General features: G+C 70.6%; 17 protein-coding genes and 1 other RNA gene. 4 read left to right on the top strand and 14 right to left on the bottom strand.

Annotation, left to right across the window (positions count from 1 at the left end; genetic code table 11):
- Nucleotides 1-4 precede the first annotated feature (4 nt).
- The 8 genes from JJQ90_RS22815 to JJQ90_RS22780 form a co-directional block, all read right to left on the bottom strand.
- Nucleotides 5-1,936, bottom strand: coding sequence for a peptidoglycan D,D-transpeptidase FtsI family protein (locus JJQ90_RS22815; RefSeq protein ID WP_216878586.1), 1,932 nt, complete (start codon nucleotides 1,934-1,936; stop codon nucleotides 5-7).
- Nucleotides 1,937-1,944: 8 nt separating this feature from the next.
- Nucleotides 1,945-2,823, bottom strand: coding sequence for a cell division protein FtsL (ftsL, locus tag JJQ90_RS22810; RefSeq protein ID WP_216878585.1), 879 nt, complete (start codon nucleotides 2,821-2,823; stop codon nucleotides 1,945-1,947).
- Complete coding sequence (gene rsmH / locus JJQ90_RS22805) at nucleotides 2,820-3,770, bottom strand: 16S rRNA (cytosine(1402)-N(4))-methyltransferase RsmH (protein ID WP_216878584.1); 951 nt, start codon at nucleotides 3,768-3,770, stop codon at nucleotides 2,820-2,822. Before rsmH ends, ftsL begins: the two co-directional genes overlap by 4 nt.
- Entirely contained in the window at nucleotides 3,767-4,243 is a 477-nt protein-coding gene (locus JJQ90_RS22800; protein WP_216878583.1) for a division/cell wall cluster transcriptional repressor MraZ, read from the bottom strand. Before JJQ90_RS22800 ends, rsmH begins: the two co-directional genes overlap by 4 nt.
- 592 nt (nucleotides 4,244-4,835) lie before the next feature.
- Nucleotides 4,836-5,264: RNase P RNA component class A (gene rnpB, locus JJQ90_RS22795), an RNA gene on the bottom strand.
- Between the two features lie 72 nt (nucleotides 5,265-5,336).
- Nucleotides 5,337-6,038, bottom strand: a complete 702-nt coding sequence (locus tag JJQ90_RS22790; RefSeq protein ID WP_216878582.1) for an N-acetylmuramoyl-L-alanine amidase — start codon at nucleotides 6,036-6,038, stop codon at nucleotides 5,337-5,339.
- Between the two features lie 2 nt (nucleotides 6,039-6,040).
- Entirely contained in the window at nucleotides 6,041-6,802 is a 762-nt protein-coding gene (locus JJQ90_RS22785) for a TerB family tellurite resistance protein (protein WP_216878581.1), read from the bottom strand.
- A gap of 178 nt (nucleotides 6,803-6,980) precedes the next feature.
- Entirely contained in the window at nucleotides 6,981-7,496 is a 516-nt protein-coding gene (locus JJQ90_RS22780; RefSeq protein WP_216878580.1) for a winged helix DNA-binding protein, read from the bottom strand.
- Nucleotides 7,497-7,761: 265 nt separating this feature from the next.
- On the opposite strand from JJQ90_RS22780, the gene JJQ90_RS22775 reads away from it, so the two are divergent.
- The 3 genes from JJQ90_RS22775 (at nucleotide 7,762) to JJQ90_RS22765 (ending at nucleotide 14,824) form a co-directional block, all read left to right on the top strand.
- Complete coding sequence (locus JJQ90_RS22775; protein ID WP_216878579.1) at nucleotides 7,762-11,370, top strand: hydantoinase B/oxoprolinase family protein; 3,609 nt, start codon at nucleotides 7,762-7,764, stop codon at nucleotides 11,368-11,370.
- Between the two features lie 238 nt (nucleotides 11,371-11,608).
- A complete protein-coding gene (locus tag JJQ90_RS22770) occupies nucleotides 11,609-14,452 on the top strand; it encodes an AsmA family protein (RefSeq protein WP_216878578.1) in 2,844 nt (947 codons plus the stop codon).
- A 93-nt stretch (nucleotides 14,453-14,545) separates the two neighbouring features.
- Nucleotides 14,546-14,824: a hypothetical protein gene (locus JJQ90_RS22765; RefSeq protein WP_216878577.1), complete on the top strand. Its 279-nt coding sequence runs from the start codon at nucleotides 14,546-14,548 to the stop codon at nucleotides 14,822-14,824.
- Here JJQ90_RS22765 and JJQ90_RS22760 read toward each other — a convergent pair.
- The 4 genes from JJQ90_RS22760 to JJQ90_RS22745 form a co-directional block, all read right to left on the bottom strand.
- Nucleotides 14,800-15,036, bottom strand: coding sequence for a ribbon-helix-helix domain-containing protein (locus JJQ90_RS22760; protein WP_216878576.1), 237 nt, complete (start codon nucleotides 15,034-15,036; stop codon nucleotides 14,800-14,802). The two genes, JJQ90_RS22765 and JJQ90_RS22760, sit on opposite strands and share 25 nt — an antisense overlap.
- 127 nt (nucleotides 15,037-15,163) lie before the next feature.
- The gene (locus tag JJQ90_RS22755) at nucleotides 15,164-16,579 is read right to left on the bottom strand and encodes a class II fumarate hydratase (RefSeq protein WP_216878575.1); all 1,416 of its coding nucleotides are present in this window, start codon (nucleotides 16,577-16,579) and stop codon (nucleotides 15,164-15,166) included.
- Between the two features lie 59 nt (nucleotides 16,580-16,638).
- Complete coding sequence (locus tag JJQ90_RS22750; protein ID WP_216878574.1) at nucleotides 16,639-17,049, bottom strand: VOC family protein; 411 nt, start codon at nucleotides 17,047-17,049, stop codon at nucleotides 16,639-16,641.
- Nucleotides 17,050-17,052: 3 nt separating this feature from the next.
- Complete coding sequence (locus JJQ90_RS22745; RefSeq protein WP_216878573.1) at nucleotides 17,053-17,451, bottom strand: RidA family protein; 399 nt, start codon at nucleotides 17,449-17,451, stop codon at nucleotides 17,053-17,055.
- Between the two features lie 182 nt (nucleotides 17,452-17,633).
- On the opposite strand from JJQ90_RS22745, the gene JJQ90_RS22740 reads away from it, so the two are divergent.
- Nucleotides 17,634-19,184, top strand: a complete 1,551-nt coding sequence (locus JJQ90_RS22740; protein ID WP_216878572.1) for an ABC transporter substrate-binding protein — start codon at nucleotides 17,634-17,636, stop codon at nucleotides 19,182-19,184.
- 71 nt (nucleotides 19,185-19,255) lie between these two features.
- On the opposite strand, the gene JJQ90_RS22735 is transcribed toward JJQ90_RS22740, so the two are convergent.
- Nucleotides 19,256-19,501 carry a DUF1272 domain-containing protein gene (locus JJQ90_RS22735; RefSeq protein WP_216878571.1) on the bottom strand — a complete coding sequence of 82 codons (246 nt, stop codon included), beginning with the start codon at nucleotides 19,499-19,501 and terminating at the stop codon, nucleotides 19,256-19,258.
- Nucleotides 19,502-21,103: a fumarate hydratase gene (locus tag JJQ90_RS22730; RefSeq protein WP_216878695.1), complete on the bottom strand. Its 1,602-nt coding sequence runs from the start codon at nucleotides 21,101-21,103 to the stop codon at nucleotides 19,502-19,504.
- Between the last annotated feature and the right edge of the window lie 20 nt (nucleotides 21,104-21,123).

Raw genomic sequence — 21,123 nt, 5'->3', positions numbered from 1 at the left:
GGGCTCATCGGGGCGCAATGCTCACCTCCCGCAGCAAGGCGGGATTCGGGGCTGGGCGTGCGGCCGCCTGGCTCGGCGCGGGGGCAGGCGCGACGCGCGGGGCGGCGCGGGTGGGGGCTGCCGGGGCGCGCTGCGGGCGGCCGGGCTGGAGGGGCATGTGCAGTGCCGCCTGGATCTCCGCCATGCGATCCGTCTCCGGCGCCATGCCGAGGATCGGCGCGACGCGGCGCAGGATTTCCCCGGCCGCGGGGGCGGCGACCCAGCCGGCCGTGGCGAAGCCATGGCTGCGCGCGTTCGGCTGCGGCTCGTCCACCATCACATACAGCGCGTAGCGGGGCGCCTGCATCGGGAAGGCGCCGACGAAGGCGGCGATGCGCTTGTTCTGGAGGTAGCGGCCATTGGGGCCGATCTTCTGCGCCGTGCCGGTCTTGCCGCCCAGGAAATAGCCCGGCACGTCGCCGCTGCGGCCGGAACCCTCGGTCACCACCAGGCGCATCAGCCGCCGCATGGTGTCGGAGGTGCGCTCGCTGATCACGCGCGTGCCCTCCGCCACCGTGCCCGGCGGCCGCGCCAGCAGGGTCGGCTGGCGCAGGATGCCGCCATTGGCCACGGCGCTGACGCCGGTGATGACATGCAGCGGCGTCACGGAGATGCCGTGGCCGAAGCCGATGGTCAGCGTGTTGATGTCGCGCCAGGCATTGGGGCGCGGAATCAGCGGCAGCGCCGTCTCCGGCACCTCCAGCCCGATGCGGGACCCCATGCCCATGCGGACCATGAATTCGCGGTGCCGCTGCGGCCCCACCGCCGCGGCCATATGGGCGGAGGCGAGGTTCGACGAATAGGCCAGGATCTCCGGCAAGGCGAGCCAGCGGTTCTTGCCGCGATAGTCGTTGATGGTGAAGCGCCCGTAGCGGATGGGGCGGGAGGCATCGTAGCCGCCCCAGACATTCACCGTGCCGAGTTCCAGCGCCATGGCGGCGGTCAGCAGCTTGAAGGTGGACCCCGGCTCATAGACGCCGACGGTGGCGCGGTTGAAGCGCGGATTGGTGCCCTGCTGGTCAGCGCCCGGCGCCACGGCATCCACCCGCGCCGGCTCGGCCAGGTCGAAATCGGGCAGGGAGACCATGCCGAGGATCTCGCCGCTGCGCACATCCATCAGGATGCCCGCGCCGCCGACGCCGTTGTAGTCCGTGATCGCGTGCTGCACCGCGTCGCGGATGGCGAGTTGCACCCGCGCATCGATCGAAAGCCGCAGATCCTCGCCACGGCGCGCGCGAAGCCGCTCGTCGAAATAGCGCTCGACGCCGGCGGTGCCGTTGCCGTCGACATCGACGCCGCCGAGTATATGCGCGGCGGCGCGGCCCTGCGGGTAGATCCGGCGCTCCGATTCCTCGAAATACAGGCCCGGAATGCCGAGCGAGTTCACCGCCTGCTGCTCGCGCGGCGTCAGCGCCCGCGCCAGATAGGCGAATTGCCGCTCGCCGCTCAGCCGGGCCGTCACGCGCTCGACATCCAGTTGCGGCAGCACCTGCGCCAGGCGGCGGGCGACGAAGGCCGCGTCATGGATCTCGCTGGGATTGGCGTAGAGCGCGACGATCGGCAGCGTCACCGCCAGCAATTCACCATTGCGGTCGGTGATGGCGGCGCGGCCGGGCAGGTGCTCGGCCGGTGGCATGTTCTGGCGCACCATGGCGGCCAGCCGCCGGGGTTCCGCCGGGGAGATCAGCGTCGCATCGGCCAGCCGCGCGGCGACCGCGCCGAACAACACCGCGAAGCCGCAGGCGGCGACCAGCAGGCGGGACCGGGTGCGTTCCATCACCGCGCGCCGCAGCAGCTCCGGCTGGCCGATCCGCACGACATCGGTGCGGGCGGTGGCGGCGTGGCCGATGGTGCGGCCGGCGGGGGGCGCGTCCGGGGCGGGGGGGAAGTTGTTCATGCCGGGTCTCAGCGCGTCGTGCTGTTCAGCGTGGCGGCATTGGCGGAGGAAAAGGGTACCGGCGGCGCCAGCGTCGGCCGGCCGAGCGAGGAGGCGGCGCCGAGGGCGGAGACATAGGTCGGCGCCGGCGCCCGGGGTGCCGCCTGGGTCGTGCGGAGCACCGGGGCGGCCGGGCGGGCCGGGGCGACCAGCACTGCCGGCTGCATGGCCTGCGGCGGCGCGGCGGCGCGGCGCGGCGCCACGGGGGTGGCGTCACGCAGGGGCGCGGCGCGCGGCGGCACCGGGGGCGCCGCGCGCCGCGGGGCGGCCTGCTGCGCCGCCAGGGTGGCGGCCAATGCCTGCGGCGCCGGCACTTCGTCCCCGCGCAGCGCTTCCGTCGTCGCAGCGGGGCGTGACGGGGCGGCGCGCATGGCGGTCTCCACCGGACGGGCGGCGGCCAGCAGCAGGGGCGGCGCGGCGGGCGGCGGCGGCGGCAGGGCGTCGACGTCGGTATCCTCGGCGCCGGCGATGGGGGCCGGCATCTGTGCCGCGGCCAGCATAACCTCCGCCTCATGGCGCGACCGTTCCGGCACGAAGAGGTTGGGCGGGCCGGCGAAGGCGACGGCCTGCGGCAGGCGGCGCACCGCTTCCGGCAGCCGGGTGAACTGATGGGGCTGCATCGGCTCCAGCGTCAGGTGCCGCTGCGCCACCTGGCGCAGGCGGTCCGGCTCGTTCAGCATCGCCCATTCGGCGCGCAGGATGGCCGTGCGGTCGCGCGCCTGTTCGGTCTGGCGCCAGACCTCCCGCAGGTCGCGGTCCAGCGTCGTGACCTCATGCTTCACGTGATAGAGCCAGGCACCCGCCCCGGCGAAGGCGGCGAAGCAGAGGATGGTGAAGGGCCGGATCATGGCTGCATTCCCTGGTTCGGCATCAGGTGGCGTTCGACGGCGCGCAGGCGGGCGGAGCGGGCGCGCGGATTGGCATGCGTCTCGGCATCCCCCGGCCGCTGGGCGCGGAAGGTCAGCAGGCTGAAATCCGGCTTCGGCGGCGGCAGCAGCGCGGCGGGGTCGTGGCGGGAGGCGGTGCCGGCGCGGCCGGCCGCACCCACCATGGCGCGCTTGACGATGCGGTCTTCCAGCGAATGGAAGGACACCACCACCAGCCGCCCGCCCGGCGCCAGCATCGACTGTGCCGCGGCCAGGCCGCGCTCGATCTCGCCCAGCTCGTCATTCACGGCGATGCGCAGCGCCTGGAACGACCTAGTGGCGCCATCGATGCCGGAGGGGTCGCGCGGCACTGCGCCGCGCACGATCTCGGCCAGCCGCGCCGTCGTGGTGATCGGGGCCGCTTCGCGTTCGCGCAGGATGGCGCGGGCGACGCGGCGGGCGTGCCGCTCCTCCCCGAAGTCGGAGATGATGCTGGCCAGTTCCCGTTCCGGCAGGGTGTTCACCAGGTCGGCCGCGCTCGGCCCGTCGCGGCCCATGCGCATGTCGAGCGGGCCGTCCTGGCGGAAGGAGAAGCCGCGTTCGGCCTGGTCGATCTGGAAGGAGGAGACACCGAGATCCATCACCACGCCGTCGAGCGATTCCACGCCGCGTTCCGCCAGCGTGGCCAGCATGTCGCCAAAGCAGGCATGCAACAGATGCAACCGGCCCGGATACCGCGCCGCCAGCGCGGCACCGCGCGCGATCGCATCCGGGTCGCGGTCCAGCGCCCACAGCGTGCAATCGGCGGCGGCCAGGATCGCCGCCGCATAGCCGCCACCGCCGAAGGTGGCATCGAGATAGATGGCGCCGTCGCGCGGCTGCAGTACCGCCAGAACTTCCTCCAGCATCACGGGGATATGCGTGCTCATGACACGCCGCGCGGAGTCGTGTTGAGGGGCGTTGCAGCAACGGTCAGACGCAATTCGCGCGCCCGCTTCTTGGCATCCGCGACATGGGCGCGGGCCGCCTCCTCGTTCCAGATCTCGAAACGATCGCCTTTTCCAAGGAAGCCGACCTGCTCGCCCAGCGCGCAGTCCTCGATCATCTCGGCGGGCAGCACCAGCCGGCCTTCGCCGTCCAGCTTCAGCATTTCGCTGCCCGAGATCAGGGTGGCTTCCAGCAACTCACGCTCCTCGGAGAAATGCGGCAGGGCCTGGATGCTGTCGACGATCTGCTGGAAAACCGGGCGCGACCGTGCCTCAATGCAGGGATGTGTGTGGGCAAGCCGGAAGACGAGCTGGTTGGTGGCGGCGGCCTCCAGCTCTGCGCGGAAGATCGCGGGCACGGAAATGCGGCCCTTGCGGTCCAGCTTTCCAAAATGCGTGCCCACGAATTGGGTCATCGCGCGTTGCTGTTGCCCCCAAAAGACGATCCATGGACCGCCATGCCCCCAAGAGGCGGCCCTTGGACCGCCGTGCCCCCGCCTTGTCAGCGCGCCGGCGAGGCCCCCCGACCTCGCCGGCTCGCCCGACCATCCCTTCGAAGCCCGCGCCCCCCAGCGCTGTAATCTGGGCCCCAGTTGGGATAACCCGGGAATACCCGGGATTTTCTGGGCAGGCAAGCTAAATTCCCGGTGGCGCCTGGGACGTGCACAGAAAAAACACGCATTAACAGATCAGTAGCGATCGGCTCTTCCCGGCCGCCGGAGAAAACTGCGCGTGATCGTGGGGTGCTTCATGTATTCGCGATTTGTTCTTGTGTTCTCGCGCCTCGCGCCGTCGATACGACTGGCTGGCGGGACAGGAACGATACCAGCGGGCCGGTCTCCTGACCGGTCCGAGCGTCCCGGTCGGGGCGCTGCCCCGACGCGCCGCGGCCTATGCGTCGTGCCGCAGGCGCGCCTTCGGCGCGGCGAAGCCGAGGAAACCGGAGGCTTCCGCCCGGCAATTGAGGGGGGCCTGGAGCGGTCACGCGGAAGGGCCGCTGGTATGAGTGGTGCCGGGTGGCCTGTAAGCCGGGTTCTGTCCCCATCCGAGGATGATGGACGACCATTCCTCTGGAGCCTGCGTCGCCGCAGGCTTCTCGCGGCCAACCCGGGCGACGGGGCGAGAATGCCCCCGCGTCCATCCTACCCGAAGGTCGGATCACGCCGGCCGCCCCTATTCGGCCTTGCTCCCGGTGGGGTTTGCCGTGCCTCCCACGTTGCCGTGGGAGCGGTGCGCTCTTACCGCACCCTTTCACCCTTGCCGCGGGACGTGTCCCTTGCGGGGCGCGTGCCGAGGCGGTTTGCTTTCTGTGGCACTTTCCCTGGGGTTTGACCCCCGCCGGTCGTTGACCGGCACCGTATTCCCGTGGAGCCCGGACTTTCCTCCAGCCCCCATGCTCCGAAGAGCATCGGGACCAGCGGTCGCCCAGCCACCCGGCACCGCGCGTCACATCGCCGCTTCACGCCCCGCGGTCAATCGGCCGAGCGGTGCAATCGCGCCGGCCCGCCTTTATTCGATTGCCTGGGCCACCGCCGCCAGCCGGGCCAGCGTCGCCGCATGCGCCTGGCCATCCACCCGCGCCGGCGCCCAGTGACGCTGGAAAGCCCGCAGAAGCACCGGCAGGGGCAGGTCGGTGCGGTAGCCGATGCGGCCCAGCAGGGTCAGCGCATCCGCGTGGGGCTCCGCGCCGTCGCTCGGCCACAGGCCGACGCCATTCGCCGCCAGCCCCTCCCAGTCGAACAGCTCGCCCGGATCGTCCTTGCGGTCCGGCGCGATATCCGAATGCGCCACCACGTCGCGCGGCGCGATGGCGTGGCGCGACAGGATATCGAGGCACAGATCGCAGACGGCGGCCATCTGCAGGGCGGGGAAGGGGCGGTAGCCGAATTCATGGCCGGGATTGACGATCTCGATGCCGATGGAGCGCCCGTTGAGCAGGGTCGCGCCACGCCAATGGGAGATGCCGGCATGCCAGGCGCGCCGATCCTCCGCCACCAGCCGGAAAATCGCGCCATCCTCCTCCACCACATAATGGCTGGAGACGCGGGCGACGGGGTCGCGCAGCCGGGCGATCGCCTCGGCGCCGGAACGCATGCCGGTATAATGCAGCACCAGCATGTCCACCGGCTGCGGACGTTCGTCGTGGTTCGGGCTGGGGGCGTCGTGGATGCGCAGGCTGTCCGGGTTCCGCGCCGGTCGCGGGGACAGCATCGCTAAAGCCCGCGCTGCCGCTTGATGCGGTCCCAGGCCGCGTTGATCTCGGCCACCTTGCGGGTGGCGCGATCGACGAATTCCGCCGGCACGCCGCGCGATGCCAGGCTGTCCGGGTGGTTCTCCCGCATCAGCTTGCGCCAGGCGAGGCGCACCTCCTCATTCGTCGCGGTGCTGGGCAGGCCGAGGATGGCATAGGCGTCGATCTCCTCCACCTGCCGCTGCGCCGCGCCACCCTGGCCGCCCTTGGCGCGGTTCCAGGCCGCCTCGTCCAGGCCGAAGCGCAGATGCACGCCCTGCAGCATGCGCAGCTCGCCCTTGGTCATCGGGCCATCGGCGCGGGCGATGTAGAACAGCGCGTTCAGCACATCCTCCAGCATCCCGCGATTGTCGGCGAAGGCCTCGCCCAGCCGTTCGGCGAAGGTTTCCCACCCGCCGGCATCGCGCCGCGCCTCGTCGAACATCTGCGCCACCTGGCGCAGATTCTCGGGCGGGATGCGGAACATCGCCTTGAAGGCGTCGATTTCCGTGCGCTGCACCGGGCCATCGGCCTTGGCCAGCTTGGCCGAGAGAACGATGACGGAAATGGCGAACAGCGTTTCCCGGTTGCCCAGCAGCGCGGCCATGTCCGCCGCGCCCGGCCCGATGCGCCCGCCTGGCCCCTGATCCGCCGCATGGCCCAGCGCAGCGCCCATCACCGCGCCGAGCGGCCCGCCGGTGACGAAGCCGGCGACCCCGCCCAGCAATTTGCCCCAGATGCTCAAGCTGGCCTCACTTTTGTCCAGGTGGTCCTAGTGTCCTGCCCGCGCAGTTCGCTGCACTTCGCAGCGAACGGTGCGGATAAGCAGGCCACTGAAAACAACAGCTAGTGGACCGAAAATGAAATTCGCCGCACTGGCGGCGAATTTCAGGTTCGGGACACTAGCATGGGTGGGGCTGGCGCTACAGGGTGGCCGCGGCGCGGGCGGCCTGATCGTAGAAGCCCGACAGACCGCGCAGCAATTCCGCCACTTCGGAGAGCTGAGCCTCGCTGGGGCCGGCGGCGCGCAGCGGGCGGGCGAGCAGGCGTTCCCGCACGGCCGCATATTCGGCGCAGAGCGTGGCGCCGGCCTCGGTCGCCGCCACCAGCTTCTCCTTGGCCGCGCGGCTGGTCGCGACCAGGCCGGCGGCGGCCAGCTTGCGGATGGCATAGGTCACGATGTGCGCATCCTCGATATCCAGCACCAGCAGGATATCGGCCAGCCGCTTCGGCCGGTCGCGGTGGCGGACCGTGTGCAGGATCAGGATCTCGGTGGGCGAGAGGCCGGGGCGGCCGGCGGCGGCCATGCAGCGCGTCATCCAGCGGTGGAAGCCATGCCCGGCCAGGATCAGCCCGTATTCCACCTCCGACAGGCCGGGGGAGGCGCCGGCGGCGAGATGGGCGGAGGAGACGACGGGGGTCGCGGCTTTGCTGGTCATCCTGGGCCTCCGATCACGACGCAACACGGCCCATGGACCGAATGCGCAACCTGCGGCCGGCATGGCCGGCCGAGCGGCCGACTGGCCGCCGCGGCTTTATGCCGCGAAGCCAAGGGGCGCGGATGCGGCCGGCCCGGCGCCTGAGGGCACTGAAAAAATATTGACGATTTATCGGTAAATCGTCAATGACGCCGAAGCCCGCCGGCCGGCCTTGCGTCGATCCGGCATGGGTGTGATCAGCGACGGACCTTGGGGGTTTGCGGCAATGGGCGGCTGGCAGTTCTGGATCGATCGCGGCGGCACTTTCACCGATATCGTGGCACGCGATCCGGAAGGGCGCCTGACCACCCGGAAGCTGCTGTCCGAGAATCCCGGCCGCTACCGCGACGCAGCCCTGGCCGGCATCCGCGCCTGCCTCGACCTGGCGCCGGAGGCACCCCTGCCGCCCGGCCTGGTGGAGGCGGTGAAGATGGGTACCACGGTGGCCACCAATGCCTTGCTGGAACGCAAGGGGGAGCGGGTGCTGCTGCTGGTCAATCGCGGCTTCGCCGACATGACCCGCATCGGCAACCAGGCCCGGCCGCGCCTGTTCGACCTTCAGGTGAAGCTGCCCGAGCTTCTGCAGGAAGACGTTTCTGAAATTGGCGGCCGCATGGCCGTCGATGGCAGCGAGATCGAACCCCTGGACGAGCAGGCCGCCCGCGCGGCCCTCGCTGCCGCCCATGCCCAGGGCATCCGCGCCGTCGCCATCAGCCTGATGCATGCCTGGGCCTATCCGGCGCACGAAGTCCGCCTCGGCGAACTGGCGCGCGACGCGGGCTTCACCCAGGTCAGCCTGAGCCATGAGGCGAGCCCGCTGCCGCGCATCGTGCCGCGCACCGACACCGCCGTGGTCGATGCCTATCTCTCGCCGATCCTGCGCCGCTATGTGGAGCAGGTGGCCGGCGAGATGCCGGGCGTGAAGCTGTACTTCATGCAGTCCTCCGGCGGGTTGGCGGAGGCGCGCAGCTTCCAGGGCAAGGATGCGATCCTGTCCGGCCCGGCCGGCGGCATCGTCGGCGCCGCCCGCACCGCCGCCATGGCGGGCTTCGAGAAAATCATCGGCTTCGACATGGGCGGCACCAGCACCGATGTCGCGCTCTATGCCGGCGAGTTCGAACGCGCCTTCGAAACGCAGGTGGCCGGGGTGCGCATGCGCGCGCCGATGATGGCGATCAACACGGTGGCGGCCGGGGGCGGCTCCATCCTGAAATTCGATGGCGCCCGCTTCCGCGTCGGCCCGGAGAGCGCCGGCGCCGTGCCGGGACCCGCCTGCTACCGCCGCGGCGGACCGCTGACCGTGACGGATGCGAATGTCATGACCGGCAAGATCCAGCCGGCGCAGTTCCCCGCCATCTTCGGGCCCAATGGCGACCAGCCGCTGGATGCCGATGTGGTGCGCGAGAAATTCGCGGCGCTGGCGGCGGAGATCGAGGCCGCCACGGGCCAGAAACAGGATGCGCAAGCGGTGGCCGAGGGCTTCCTGCGGGTCGCCGTCGCCAATATGGCCAATGCCATCAAGCAGGTCTCGATCCAGAAGGGCCATGACGTCACCCGCTACGCCCTGACCTGCTTCGGCGGCGCCGGCGGGCAGCATGCCTGCCTGGTGGCGGATGAGCTCGGGATGGAGACGGTGTTCCTGCACCCCTTCGCCGGCGTGCTCTCCGCCTATGGCATGGGCCTCGCCGATCAAAGCGTGATCCGGGAGGCGGCGGTGGAAGCGCCGCTGGCCGCCGAGACCATGGCCGATCTCGCCACCCGGCTGGACGCGCTGGAACAGGCGGGGCGGGAGGAGCTGGCCCGCCAGGGCGCCGCCTCCGAGGCGCTGCGCGCCGCGCGCCGCCTGCATCTGCGCTATGCCGGCACGGATTCCTTTCTGCCCGTGCCCTTCGCCGATCACGCGGCGGCGCTGGAGGCCTTTACGGAAGCCCATCGCCGCCGCTTCGGCTTCGCCACGCCGGAACGCCCCGTGGTGGTGGAGGCCTGCGTCGTGGAGGTCACCGCCCCCGGCGAACAGGTGGCCGAGGCCACGCTGACCCCGCGCCCGGATGGCGAATCGCTGCCCCTGCTGGCCCAGGTCCCGGTCTTCATGGCCGGCGCCGCCCATACCGCCCCGGTGCTGGACCGCGACGCGCTGCGTGCCGGCGATCGCATCCCCGGCCCCGCGCTGATCCGGGAGGCCATCGCCACCACGGTGGTGGAGCCCGGCTGGACGGCGGAGGTCACGCCGGCCAACCACATGATCCTGCGCCGCACGACCCAGCGCGAAGCCGCTCGCATCGCCGACGCCACCCGTGTCGATCCGGTGATGCTGGAGCTGTTCAACAACCTGTTCATGTCGATCGCCGAGCAGACCGGCGCGGTGCTGCAAAACACCTCGCTCTCGGTGAACATCAAGGAACGTCTCGACTTCTCCTGCGCCATCTTCGATGCGACGGGCCGGCTGGTGGCCAATGCGCCGCATGTGCCGGTGCATCTGGGGGCCATGGGCGAAAGCGTGCGCACCGTCATCCGGTCCCGCGCCACGACCCTGCGGCCGGGCGACGTGGTGGCACTGAACAATCCCTTCAACGGCGGCACGCATCTGCCGGATGTCACCGTCATCACGCCGGTCTTCGACCAGGCGGGGCAGGAGATCCTGTTCTTCGTCGGCTCCCGCGGCCATCACGCCGATATCGGCGGTCTTACCCCCGGCTCCACGCCGCCCGGCTCCGCCACGCTGGAGGAAGAAGGCGTTGTCATCGACGACTTCCTGCTCGTCTCCGAGGGCCGGATGCGGGAGGCCGAGTTCCGTGCCCTGCTGGCCTCCGCCAAATATCCGGCGCGCAGCCCGGATGTGAATGTCGCGGACATCACCGCCCAGGTCGCGGCGAATGAGAAGGGCGTGCAGGAACTGCGCCGGGCCGTCGCCGAATTCGGCCTCGACACCGTGCGCGCCTATATGCGCCACGTGATGGACAATGCCGAGGCGGCGGTGCGCGGCGTGCTCGACCGGCTGGCCGATGGCGCCTTCGAGACGACGATCGACGACGGCACCCCGCTGAAGGTCGCCGTCCGGGTCAATCGCGAAACCCGCAGCGCCGTCATCGACTTCACCGGTATCGGCCCGCAGCGGCCGGACAATTTCAACGCCCCGGCCGCCGTCTGCCGCGCCGTGGTGCTCTACTGCTTCCGCTGCCTGGTGGGGCAGGAGATTCCCCTGAATGATGGCTGCCTGGTGCCGCTGGAGATCATCGTGCCGGAGGGCACCTTCCTCTCGCCACGTCCCGGTGCTGCGGTGGTCGCCGGCAATACGGAGGTCAGCCAGATGACCTGCAATGCGCTGCTGGCGGCACTCGATGCCTGCGCCTCGGCCCAGGCGACGATGAACAACCTGCTTTTCGGCGATGCGGTTTACCAATACTACGAGACCGTCTGCGGCGGCACCGGCGCCGGCCCCGGCTTTGCCGGAACCGCCGCCGTGCAGACGCATATGACCAACACGCGCATGACGGACCCCGAAGTGCTGGAACTGCGCTACCCCGTGAGGCTTGAGGAGTTCTCCATCCGCCGCGGCTCCGGCGGTGCCGGGCAATGGCCGGGTGGTGATGGCAGCCGCCGGCGCATCCGTTTCCTGCGGCCGATGGAAGCCGTCATCGTCGCCTCCCGCCGCCGCGTCCCGCCGCATGGGCTGCATGGCGGCGCGGCGGGCGCCCCCGGCCGGCAGTGGGTGGAACGCGCCGATGGCAGCGTGCAGCCGATGCAGGGCTGTGACCGCGCCAGCCTGAACCCCGGCGACGTGCTGGCGCTGGAAACCCCCGGCGGCGGTGGCTGGGGCAGCGCCCCGGCGGCATGAGAAAGGGATTCGCCTTAGGGATCACTCCCTCTCCCCCTGACAGGGGGAGAGGGCGGGGTGAGGGGGGCAGTGCCCCGCGACCCGACATGCCGTCCAAAAAGCGGCTTTGGAAAAGCGCCTTTCCTCCAGGATCACGGCTCGATTCGGCTGTGACCCCCTCACCCAACCAGCCTTCGGCGTTGCGGCAGTGCCGCAACCTCCCCCTGTCAGGGGGAGAGGGCTTTCCAGCCCCATGCTCATGAAGCGCCTTCTCGCCGCACTCGCCCTGCTGGTCCTGGTCGTCATCGGCGGCCTCTGGTTCGGGCCGCGCTTCGTCGATTGGGAGCCCTGGCGCGCACGCCTGGCCGAACTCGCCTCCGACCAGCTCGGCCGGCCGGTGACGCTGGAAGGCCCCGTCGAGCTCGCTTTGCTGCCGCAGCCCGTGGTCCGCGCCGGCGGCGTCGCGGTGGGGGAGGCGGGGGAGGAATACAGCTTCACCGCGCGCCTGCTGCGCGTGCGGCTCGACCTGCCGGCGCTGCTGCGCGGCACGCTCTCCCCGCGGGAGATCGCGCTGGTCGGCGCCGAACTGACCCTGCCCTGGCCCCCCGGCCCGATGCTGGCCCTGCGCCCGCCGGCCTGGATCACCCAGCTCGATGCGAATCTGGAGGATGGCCTGGTCCGGGTCGGCGATGCGGTGCTGGAAGGGGTCACCGCGCGGCTGACCTCCGGCGGCGCCGCGCAGACGCTGGAAATGGCCGGCGCCTTCACCTGGAACGGCCGCGCCACCCGCTTCACCGCCTCCCTCGGCCGGCCCGGCTGGGACGGTGTCTCGACCTTCGAGGTGGCGCTGGTGCTGCCCGAGATCCTCGGCAATGCACGCGGCGTGCTGATTCCCGGCACCGGCTTCGAAGGCACGGTGGAGGCCAGCGGCCCCGACCTCTCCGCCCTGTTGCCCAGCCCCGCCGGGGCCTTCCGCGCCGCCGGCCGGCTGAGTGCTTCCGCCGAGCTGATCGCGGCGGATGAACTGGCGATCGAGATCGCCGGCAATCCGGCACGCGGCGCCATCGCGCTGCGGCTGGCGCCGGCGCCACGGCTGGATATCGCGCTGGTCGCCGGGCGGCTGGACCTGGATGGCTGGGTGGGCGCGCTGCGGGGGGCGGGCACGCGACCCTGGCCGATCTCCATCGACCTCTCGGCCGAGGCCGGGATGTTCCGCGGCATCACCCTGCGCCGGCTGCGCGGCGCCGCCTTCCTGGAGGAAGGCCGGCTGACGCTCTCCGACATCTCCCTGCTGCTGCCCGGGGAAACACAGCTCGACCTTGCCGGCGCCACGGCGGGCCAGAGGCTGGAACTCAGCGCCCGCTTCGCCGGCCCCGACATCCGCACCAGCCTCGCCGCGCTGGGCCTGCCGGTGGAGGAGCTGGACCCGACGCTGCTGCGCCGTGGCGAGGGCCGGATGCGCCTGGTGCTGGAGGAAGCGCAGGCGGCGATGCCGGAGCTGGTGGCGAGTTTCGGCGACATCCAGATCTCCGGCGCCGGGGTGCTGCGCCATGGCCCGCGCCCGGCGCTCGGCCTCGGCCTGTCCATCGACACGCTGGACCTCGCGCGCTGGCTGCCCCAGGGCTTCGATCCCACACGCGCCGGCCGCGCGCTGGGCACCGTCGACCTCAACCTGCGCCTGGCGGCCGAGCGCGTCGTGCTGCGGGATGCGGTGATGCAGCGCGCCGCCCTGGATGCGGCGCTGGAAGGTGGCCGGCTGACGCTGCGCCGGCTGTCCGGCCGGCTGGCGGAGGTCGATCTCACCGCCTCCGGCGTGCTGGCGCTGGCCCCGCAGCTGCGGCTCCAGGACCTGAATATCGAGGCGACCGGCCCCAATGCCCGCGGCCTCGCCGCCCTGCTGCCGGGCGGCTGGCCGGCCGGCGCCGCGCTGGTCGACCTGCCGCTGGCGCTGCGCCTGTCCGGCGGTGGCGCGATGGAGGCGCTGGCGCTGCGCGGCAACCTGGACCTTGGCGAATTGCGGCTGGAGGCCAATGGCACACTGAACGCGCCCCAGCGCAGCGGCAATCTGGTCCTGACCCTGCGCCATCCCGGCGCCCCGCGCCTGCTCTCGGAGGCTTTCGGGCTGAGCGTCGGGGAGTGGATGGGGGAGGGGTCCTTCTCCCTGATCGCCAACCTCGCGGCTGGACCGCGGGAGATCCGGGCGGAGAGTTTCGAACTGGTCGCCGCCGCCTTGCGGGCGCGGGGCGCGGTGGCGCTGGCCGCCGGCGCCCGCCCCCGCCTGACCGGCCGCATCACGGCGGAGACCCTGCCACTGCCCTTCCCCGGCTGGCGCGCCACCAGCCCGCTCGGACTGCCAGCGCTGGCGGCGCTGGATGCGGAACTGGCGGTGGAGGCCGGGCGGCTGATGATCGGGGCGGCGGTGGCCGAGGCGGCGGCCGCGACACTGTTCCTGGGCGAGGGGCAGCTCCGGCTGGAAGGCTTGCGCGCCCGGCTCGCCGGCGGCCAGGTGGAAGCGACGCTGACGGCAGAGACCGAGCCTGGGCTGCCGCCGCGCATGGCGCTGCGGGGGCGGCTTGCCGATGTGACGCTTGGCGCGCCGCTGTTCGGCGTGCCGGTCGACCTGACGGCGGCGCGTGGCAATCTGGGCTTCGATCTGACGGCGGGCGGGCACAGCCCGGCGGCGCTGCTCGCCTCGCTGTCCGGGCGGCTGGAGGTCGATCTGCGCGATGGCGTCCTGACCGGCTTCGATCTGGCGGCCGCCGCCGCCGCCTCCGCCGCTTCGGATGCCCTGGCGGCGGAGGCGGTGATCCGCGAGGCGCTGCTGGCCGGTGCGACCGCTTTCGATCAGTTGCAGGGCACCGCCACCCTGGCCGCCGGCCGGCTGCGGCTGGAGGCGGTTCGACTGGCGGCGGAAGGCGCGGCTTCCGCCACCCTGGAAGGCGGCATCGACCTGCCGCGCGCGACGCTGGATCTGCGCGTGCTGGCGCGGCCCGCCATGCCGGATGCCCCTGATCTGGGCCTGCGTCTCAACGGACCGGTCGAGGAACCGCGCCGGCTGCCGGAGACCTCCGCCTGGGCGCGTTGGCGGGCGGAGCGCGGCTGACCTTCGATACTATTTTATTTATCACGTTTTTGTGATGCATCCACCCCGGAGGCTGGTCCCGATGGACCAGGGTCAATCAATTGGGGAAGAGGCATGACGGAGACGCCCGACGGCGCTGGGCACAAGCCGATCTACACACGAAGGCTGTCGGACAAGATCCTGTTGGCCTTCCATCACGCCTGCGACCATGACGATCTGGAAACCGCGCGCATGCTGCTGGAGTGCTGCGAGGTTGCGATGAACAATGCGCGGCAGCCGATGCGCGACCGTCGCCGCGTCGCCGAGACGCTTTGCGCGGCGCATGAGCGGCTCTGGTTCCTGCGGAACAAGGACCGGGTCGCGGCGGATCAGGCGGCCGTCGAGGCCGGGTGAGGGGCGGCCCGGCGCAGCGCCTCCACGCGCAGCGCGCTGGCCAGGGGCAGGGTGGGGTCAGGCCGCGCCGCATCAACCGCCGCGACCAGCGCTGCGAGGCTCAGCCCCTGCTGCTGTGCCGCGGCCTCCAGCACCGTCCAGAATTCGGGTTCCAGCGCCACGGAGGTGCGGTGGCCGGCGAGGCGGAAGGAGCGTTTCCGCAGATGCCTCATGCCAGATCCCATGGATCGGAACCTGCCGCCGGCACAGCCGGCCGAGGCGCCGCACGGTGCCGGCCGCAACTTTGGCGCAGCCGGACGCGCGCAGACCCGTGCCGGCGACTGTGGGCAGGATTTGGTCTCACCCGCCGCCGTCCAGCGTGCCGCCGGGGCGCAGCATGTCCTCCGGCCGCACCCAGCGGTCGAAATCGGCTTCCGACACATGGCCGAGTGCCGCGGCGGCGGCCTTCAGGGTGATGTCCTCGGCCAGGGCCTTCTTGGCGATGGCGACGGCCTTGTCGTAGCCGATGCGCGGGTTCAGGGCGGTGACCAGCATCAGCGACTTGCCGAGATTGTCCGCCAGCTTCGCCCGGTTCGGCTCCAGCTTGTCGACCATGTTCTGGGCGAAGCTCTCGGCCACATCGGCCAGCAGCCCGGCGGATTGCAGCACCGCCTGGATGATGACGGGCTTGAAGACGTTCAGCTCCAGATGGCCCTGGGCGCCGCCGATGGTGACGGTCACATGGTTGCCCATCACCTGGGCGCAGACCATGGTCATCGCCTCGGACTGGGTGGGATTGGTCTTGCCCGGCATGATGCTGCTGGACAGGCCATCGGCGGGGATCACCAGTTCCGAAAGCCCGGCGCGCGGCCCGCTGCCGAGCAGCCGCACGTCATTGCCAATCTTGTTGAGCGACACGGCGATGGTGTTCAGGGCGCCGGAAAGCTCCACCAGCGCGTCATGCGCGCCCATCCCTTCGAAGGGATTTTTGTTCGCGGTGAAGGGCAGGCCGGTCAGTTCCGCCATGATGCCGGCGAAAGTGCGGGCAAAATCCGGATGGGTGTTGAGCCCGGTGCCCGCCGCCGTCCCGCCCTGGGCCAAGGGCATCAGCCGGGGCAGGGCATCGCGCAGCCGGGCGATGCCGAGCTCCACCTGGCAGGCCCAGGCTGCGGCTTCCTGGCCGAGGGTGACCGGCACGGCATCCATCATATGGGTGCGGCCGATCTTGGTCAGCCCGGCCCATTCCCGCGCGCGCCGGTCCAGGCTGGCATGCAGCACGCCGAGTGCCGGGATCAGCCGCCCCGCCACCGCCTCCGCCGCCGCCACATGCATGACGGTGGGGAAGCTGTCATTGGAGGACTGGCCGCGATTGACGTGGTCGTTCGGATGCACCGGCTTGCGGCTGCCAAGCGGCTGGCCCAGCGCCCGGTTGGCGAGGTTCGAGATGACCTCATTCGCATTCATATTGGTCTGGGTGCCGCTGCCGGTCTGCCAGACGGGCAGGGGGAATTCGGCGTCGTGCTGCCCGGCGGCAACCTCCGCCGCCGCCGCCGCGATGGGCTCCGCGATGTCCGCGGGCAGCTCCCCCAGCTGGGCATTGGCCTGAGCCGCGGCCTGCTTCTGCAATCCGACCGCGCGGATCAGACCGGGCGGAAAACGCTCCGAGCCGATGCGGAACAGCTGCCGCGCGCGCTCGGTCTGCGGTCCCCAGAGCCGGTCGGCCGGGATGTCGATGGTGCCGAGGCTGTCGGTCTCGCTGCGGGTGGCCTGGGTCATGCGGATCTCCTTGGTCGGAGAGATAGGGGCCAAGGGGGCCGCACGCCCATCACGGATACTTATTCCGTGAATCGGTCCCCATAGGTCGCGATCTCGATCAGGTTGCCATCCGGGTCGCGGCAATAGACCGAGGTGATGGGACCGAGCGCGCCCGCCTTGGCCACCGGCCCCAGCTCCACCGTCACGCCGCAGCTCCGCAGATGCGCGGCAATGTCGTCGGCGGAGACGGTGACGATGAAGCACAGATCCTGCGTCCCCGGCTCCGCCACCACGGAGGAGAACCACTCGGCCTGGCTGGCATCGCGCGGCCGCAGGTTGATTTTCTGGCCACCGAATTTCACCGCGGTGCGGCGCTGCTCGCCATAGCTCTCACGCTCCATGCCCAGCACGCGCTCATACCAATTGGCGCTGGTGCCGACATCGGCGCAGGTGATGACGAGGTGGTCCAGCCGGTCGACGGCGAAGCGCATGGCCTATTTGTCCCCATCGCGGCGGCGCAGGCGGGCCGTCACCTCGATCTCGATCCGCATCTCCGGCCCCTGGAGCCCGGCCACCATCATGGTGGAGGCAGGCCTGGCCCGGCCGAGCCACTTCTTCACCACCGGCCAGCAGGGCGGCCAATCGGCGCGGTCGGGCAGGATGAAGGTGACGCGCAGGATGTCGTCGATGCGGCCGCCGGCCTGGCGCAGGGCGGTCTCGATGTTCTTGAAGGTCTGCTCGCACTGCTCGACCACGCCGGGCTCGATGGTCATGGTCGCGTAGTCGTAGCCGGTGGTGCCGGAGACGAAGATCCAGTCGCCATCGATGACGGCGCGGGAATAGCCGATCTCTTCTTCGAACCGGCTGCCGGAGGAGAAGCGGGTACGGGCCATGTAGGGGTTGGTTCCCGGAGTGTGGCTGGGTGTCGCGGAAGCCATATCCCACTGTCGCCGCGGCAGGAAGGGCCGCCTTCCGCCGCAAAAGGCGCCGCGACACCGGTGCGCCGGCGGCGGGAGGGTGGCACTCTGCCGGAATCGCGCCCGCCCGGGCGAATGGCAGCCAAGGATCGCACCATATGAGCCTCGTCAAACGCCTTGCCCTGGGCCTGTCGCTGCTGGCCGCGCCGACGGGGCTTCTGGCCTCCGCCGAGGCGCAGACGCTGCGAATCGGCATCCAGGCGCCGCCCAGCACGATGGACCCGCACTGGCTGCTCAACCTGTCGAACACCGGCGCGCTGCGGAACATCTTCGACACGCTGGTGGCGCGCGACCCGAGCATGGCGCTGAAGCCGGGCCTGGCCGAATCCTGGCGGGTGGTGGATGACACGACCTGGGAGTTCAAGCTGCGGCCCGGCGTGCGATTCCATGACGGTTCGCCGCTGACCTCGGCCGATGTCGCGGCCTCCTTCGCCCGGGTGCCGAATGTGCCCGGGAACCCCAACCCCTACACCATCTACCTGGCGGGTGTGACCGGGGTGGAGGTGGTGGACGACCTCACCTTCCGCGTCCGCACCAGCGGGCCGACGCCGAACCTGCCGACCAACCTGACGCAGATCTTCATCGTGCCGCGATCCGTGGCCGATCTCGGCAATGCGGAGTTCAATTCCGGCCGCGCCGTGATCGGCACCGGGCCGTTCCGGCTGGAGAACTGGCGCGCCAACGATCCCCTGGTGCTGCGCCGGAACGAGACCTGGTGGGGCGGCAACGTGCCGTGGCAGACGGTGAGCATGACTCCGATCCCGAACGATGCGGCGCGCGTGGGCGCGCTGCTGGCCGGCGACGTGGACTTCATCAACAACGTGCCGCTTCAGGATGCCGAGCGCATCCGCGGCGATTCCCGCGTCGCGCTCTTCGCCGGCCCCTCGATCTATGCCGTGAACATCTATCCGGATGTGGAGCGGGACGATGCGCCGGGCATCGATGCCGGCGGCCGCAACCCGATGAAGGATGTCCGCGTGCGCAGCGCCATGTCGCTCGCCCTGAACCGGGAGGGGATCGCGCGGACGATCCTGGAAGGATTCGCCGACCCGACGGACCAGCCGGTGCCGCCCTTCATCTTCGGCGCCGTGGCCGACCGCCCGGTGCCGGCGGCGGACCTCGCCGCGGCGCGGGCGCTGCTGGCGGAAGCCGGCTGGGGCCAGGGTTTCGGGCTGAACCTGTTCTGCTCGCCCAACCGCACGCCCCGCATCTGCCAGGCGGCGGCCGCCGCCTGGACCCGCATCGGCATCCGCACGACGGTGGAGGTGGTGCCGCAGGCGACCTTCCTGCCGCGCCGCAACCGTCGCGACTACGGCGTCTTCGTGACGGTCTTCGGGTCGCTGACCGGCGAGACCTCCTACCTCATCGGCTCCCAGCTGCATCGCCGCGGCGTGGTGACAGGGCTGGGCGCGCTGAACTTCACGGGCGCCGGCACGCCGGAGATGGATGCGCTGATCCAGCGCGCGCGGGGCACGCTGGACAATGCGGAGCGCAGCCGCCAGCTCGCCGCCCTGGTGCGGCAGGCGTCGGATGAGGCGCTGATCATCGGGGTGGGCATCTTGCGGTCGGTGAACGCCGGCAAGGCCGGGCTGACCTTCGAGGCGCGGGCGGATGAGGAAGTGCAGGCGGTGGCGATCCGGCCGCGGTGAACGGGAACCCTCTCCCCCCAGGGTGAGGGGGCGCGCGGAGAACAATCCGCGCCTTCGACGCCTCGCCCGGCTCAGCTACAGGCGGGCAGGGTACTGCGCTTGCGGGTCGCGGAGGCCGGGAAGCGCTCCAGCTTCCCCGCCGGCCGGATCGGCCGCGGCACCAGGTTGCCGCCGCAATTCGGGCAGAGACCGCCGGCCAGGCGATGGGCCGCGCAGTCCCGGCACCAGGTGCATTCGAAGGAACAGATCAGCGCCTCGGCCGAATCGGGCGGCAGGTCGCGCCCGCAGCATTCGCAATTCGGCCGAAGCTCCAGCATCTATTCCAGGCCTTCGTAGAAGTCGTTCCCCTTGTCATCCACCACGATGAACGCAGGAAAATCCTCGACCTCGATCCGCCAGACGGCCTCCATCCCAAGCTCCGGATATTCCAGCACTTCGACCTTGCGGATGCAGTCCTGCGCCAGCCGGGCGGCGGGGCCGCCGACGGAACCCAGGTAGAAGCCGCCGTAGGATTGGCAGGCCTTCAGCACCGCCTTGCTGCGATTGCCCTTGGCCAGCATCACCAGCGATCCGCCGGCCTTCTGGAAGGCTTCGACATAGCTGTCCATGCGCCCGGCGGTGGTCGGGCCGAAGCTGCCCGTGGCGTAGCCATCGGGGGTCTTGGCGGGGCCGGCGTAATAGACGGGATGGTTCTTCAGGTAGTCGGGAAGACCCTCGCCACGATCCAGCCGTTCCTGGAGCTTGGCATGGGCGATGTCGCGCGCCACCACCACCGTGCCGGTCAAGGAGACGCGGGTCTTCACCGGATGCTTCGACAGCTCTGCCCGGATCGCCGCCATCGGCTGGTTCAGGTCGATCCGCACCACGTCGCCGCCCAGGATCTCGTCGGTCGCCGCCGGCAGGTAATGCGCCGGATCCTGCTCCAGCTGCTCCAGGAACACCCCTTCCGGTGTGATCTTGGCTTTGATCTGCCGGTCGGCCGAGCACGAAACGCCGATCCCGATCGGCAGCGAAGCCCCGTGCCGCGGCAGCCGCACCACACGCACGTCATGACAAAAGTACTTGCCGCCGAATTGCGCGCCGATGCCCAGGTTCTGGGTCAGCTTATGGACTTCCGCCTCGAATTCCACGTCCCGGAAAGCGTGGCCGGCCTTGCTGCCCTCGGTCGGCAGCGCGTCCAGCCATTTGGTGGAGGCCAGCTTCACCGTCTTGAGGTTCGCCTCCGCGCTGGTGCCGCCGATGACGATGGCCAGGTGGTAGGGCGGGCAGGCGCTGGTGCCCAGCGTCTTGATCTTGTCTTCCAGGAAGGCCAGCAGCTTCGGCTTGTTCAGAACGGCCCGGGTCTGCTGATAGAGAAAGGTCTTGTTGGCCGATCCGCCGCCCTTGAGGACGAACATCAGCTTCATCTCATCCGCGTGGTGATCGCCCGGCTCCGCCATGATGGAGAATTCCACCGGCAGGTTGTTGCCGGTATTCACCTCGTCCCACATGGTCAGGGGGGCCATCTGCGAATAGCGCAGGTTGGTCTCGGTATAGGTGCGGTGGACGCCGTAGCTCAGCGCCTCCTCCTCATCGCCCTCGACCCAGACGCGCTGGCCCTTCTTGCCGAAGACGATGGCGGTGCCGGTGTCCTGGCACATGGGCAGCACGCCGCCGGCGGCGATATTCGCGTTCTTCAGCAGGTCGAGCGCCACGAAGCGGTCATTCGGGCTCGCCTCCGGGTCCTGCAAAATCTTCGCGAGCTGGGCCAGGTGCGCCGGGCGCAGCAGGTGGGAGACGTCCTTGCAGGCGGCGAAGGCCAGTTCTTCGAGCGCCTGTGGCTTGATCTTCAGCACGGTCTGACCGTCGCAGGTCGCGGTGCTGACGCCCTGGATGTCCAGCTTGCGATAGGGCGTGGAATCGGCGCCCAGCGGATACATCGGGCTGTACCGAAAGCCCT

The sequence above is a fragment of the Falsiroseomonas oleicola genome, assembly GCF_019029495.1.
GTDB lineage: Bacteria > Pseudomonadota > Alphaproteobacteria > Acetobacterales > Acetobacteraceae > Falsiroseomonas > Falsiroseomonas oleicola.
Note: the sequence above shows the minus strand (reverse complement) of the source record. Positions and strands in the feature narration are given on the sequence as shown.

Bases quoted from the DNA above. Each gene is read 5' to 3' on its own strand.
- JJQ90_RS22815 (WP_216878586.1), bottom strand. From the start codon at position 1,936: ATGAACAACTTCCCCCCCGCCCCGGACGCGCCCCCCGCCGGCCGCACC.
- ftsL (WP_216878585.1), bottom strand. From the start codon at position 2,823: ATGATCCGGCCCTTCACCATCCTCTGCTTCGCCGCCTTCGCCGGGGCG.
- rsmH (WP_216878584.1), bottom strand. From the start codon at position 3,770: ATGAGCACGCATATCCCCGTGATGCTGGAGGAAGTTCTGGCGGTACTG.
- JJQ90_RS22800 (WP_216878583.1), bottom strand. From the start codon at position 4,243: ATGACCCAATTCGTGGGCACGCATTTTGGAAAGCTGGACCGCAAGGGC.
- JJQ90_RS22790 (WP_216878582.1), bottom strand. From the start codon at position 6,038: ATGCTGTCCCCGCGACCGGCGCGGAACCCGGACAGCCTGCGCATCCAC.
- JJQ90_RS22780 (WP_216878580.1), bottom strand. From the start codon at position 7,496: ATGACCAGCAAAGCCGCGACCCCCGTCGTCTCCTCCGCCCATCTCGCC.
- JJQ90_RS22775 (WP_216878579.1), top strand. From the start codon at position 7,762: ATGGGCGGCTGGCAGTTCTGGATCGATCGCGGCGGCACTTTCACCGAT.
- JJQ90_RS22770 (WP_216878578.1), top strand. From the start codon at position 11,609: ATGAAGCGCCTTCTCGCCGCACTCGCCCTGCTGGTCCTGGTCGTCATC.
- JJQ90_RS22765 (WP_216878577.1), top strand. From the start codon at position 14,546: ATGACGGAGACGCCCGACGGCGCTGGGCACAAGCCGATCTACACACGA.
- JJQ90_RS22760 (WP_216878576.1), bottom strand. From the start codon at position 15,036: ATGAGGCATCTGCGGAAACGCTCCTTCCGCCTCGCCGGCCACCGCACC.
- JJQ90_RS22755 (WP_216878575.1), bottom strand. From the start codon at position 16,579: ATGACCCAGGCCACCCGCAGCGAGACCGACAGCCTCGGCACCATCGAC.
- JJQ90_RS22750 (WP_216878574.1), bottom strand. From the start codon at position 17,049: ATGCGCTTCGCCGTCGACCGGCTGGACCACCTCGTCATCACCTGCGCC.
- JJQ90_RS22745 (WP_216878573.1), bottom strand. From the start codon at position 17,451: ATGGCCCGTACCCGCTTCTCCTCCGGCAGCCGGTTCGAAGAAGAGATC.
- JJQ90_RS22740 (WP_216878572.1), top strand. From the start codon at position 17,634: ATGAGCCTCGTCAAACGCCTTGCCCTGGGCCTGTCGCTGCTGGCCGCG.
- JJQ90_RS22735 (WP_216878571.1), bottom strand. From the start codon at position 19,501: ATGCTGGAGCTTCGGCCGAATTGCGAATGCTGCGGGCGCGACCTGCCG.
- JJQ90_RS22730 (WP_216878695.1), bottom strand. From the start codon at position 21,103: ATGTATCCGCTGGGCGCCGATTCCACGCCCTATCGCAAGCTGGACATC.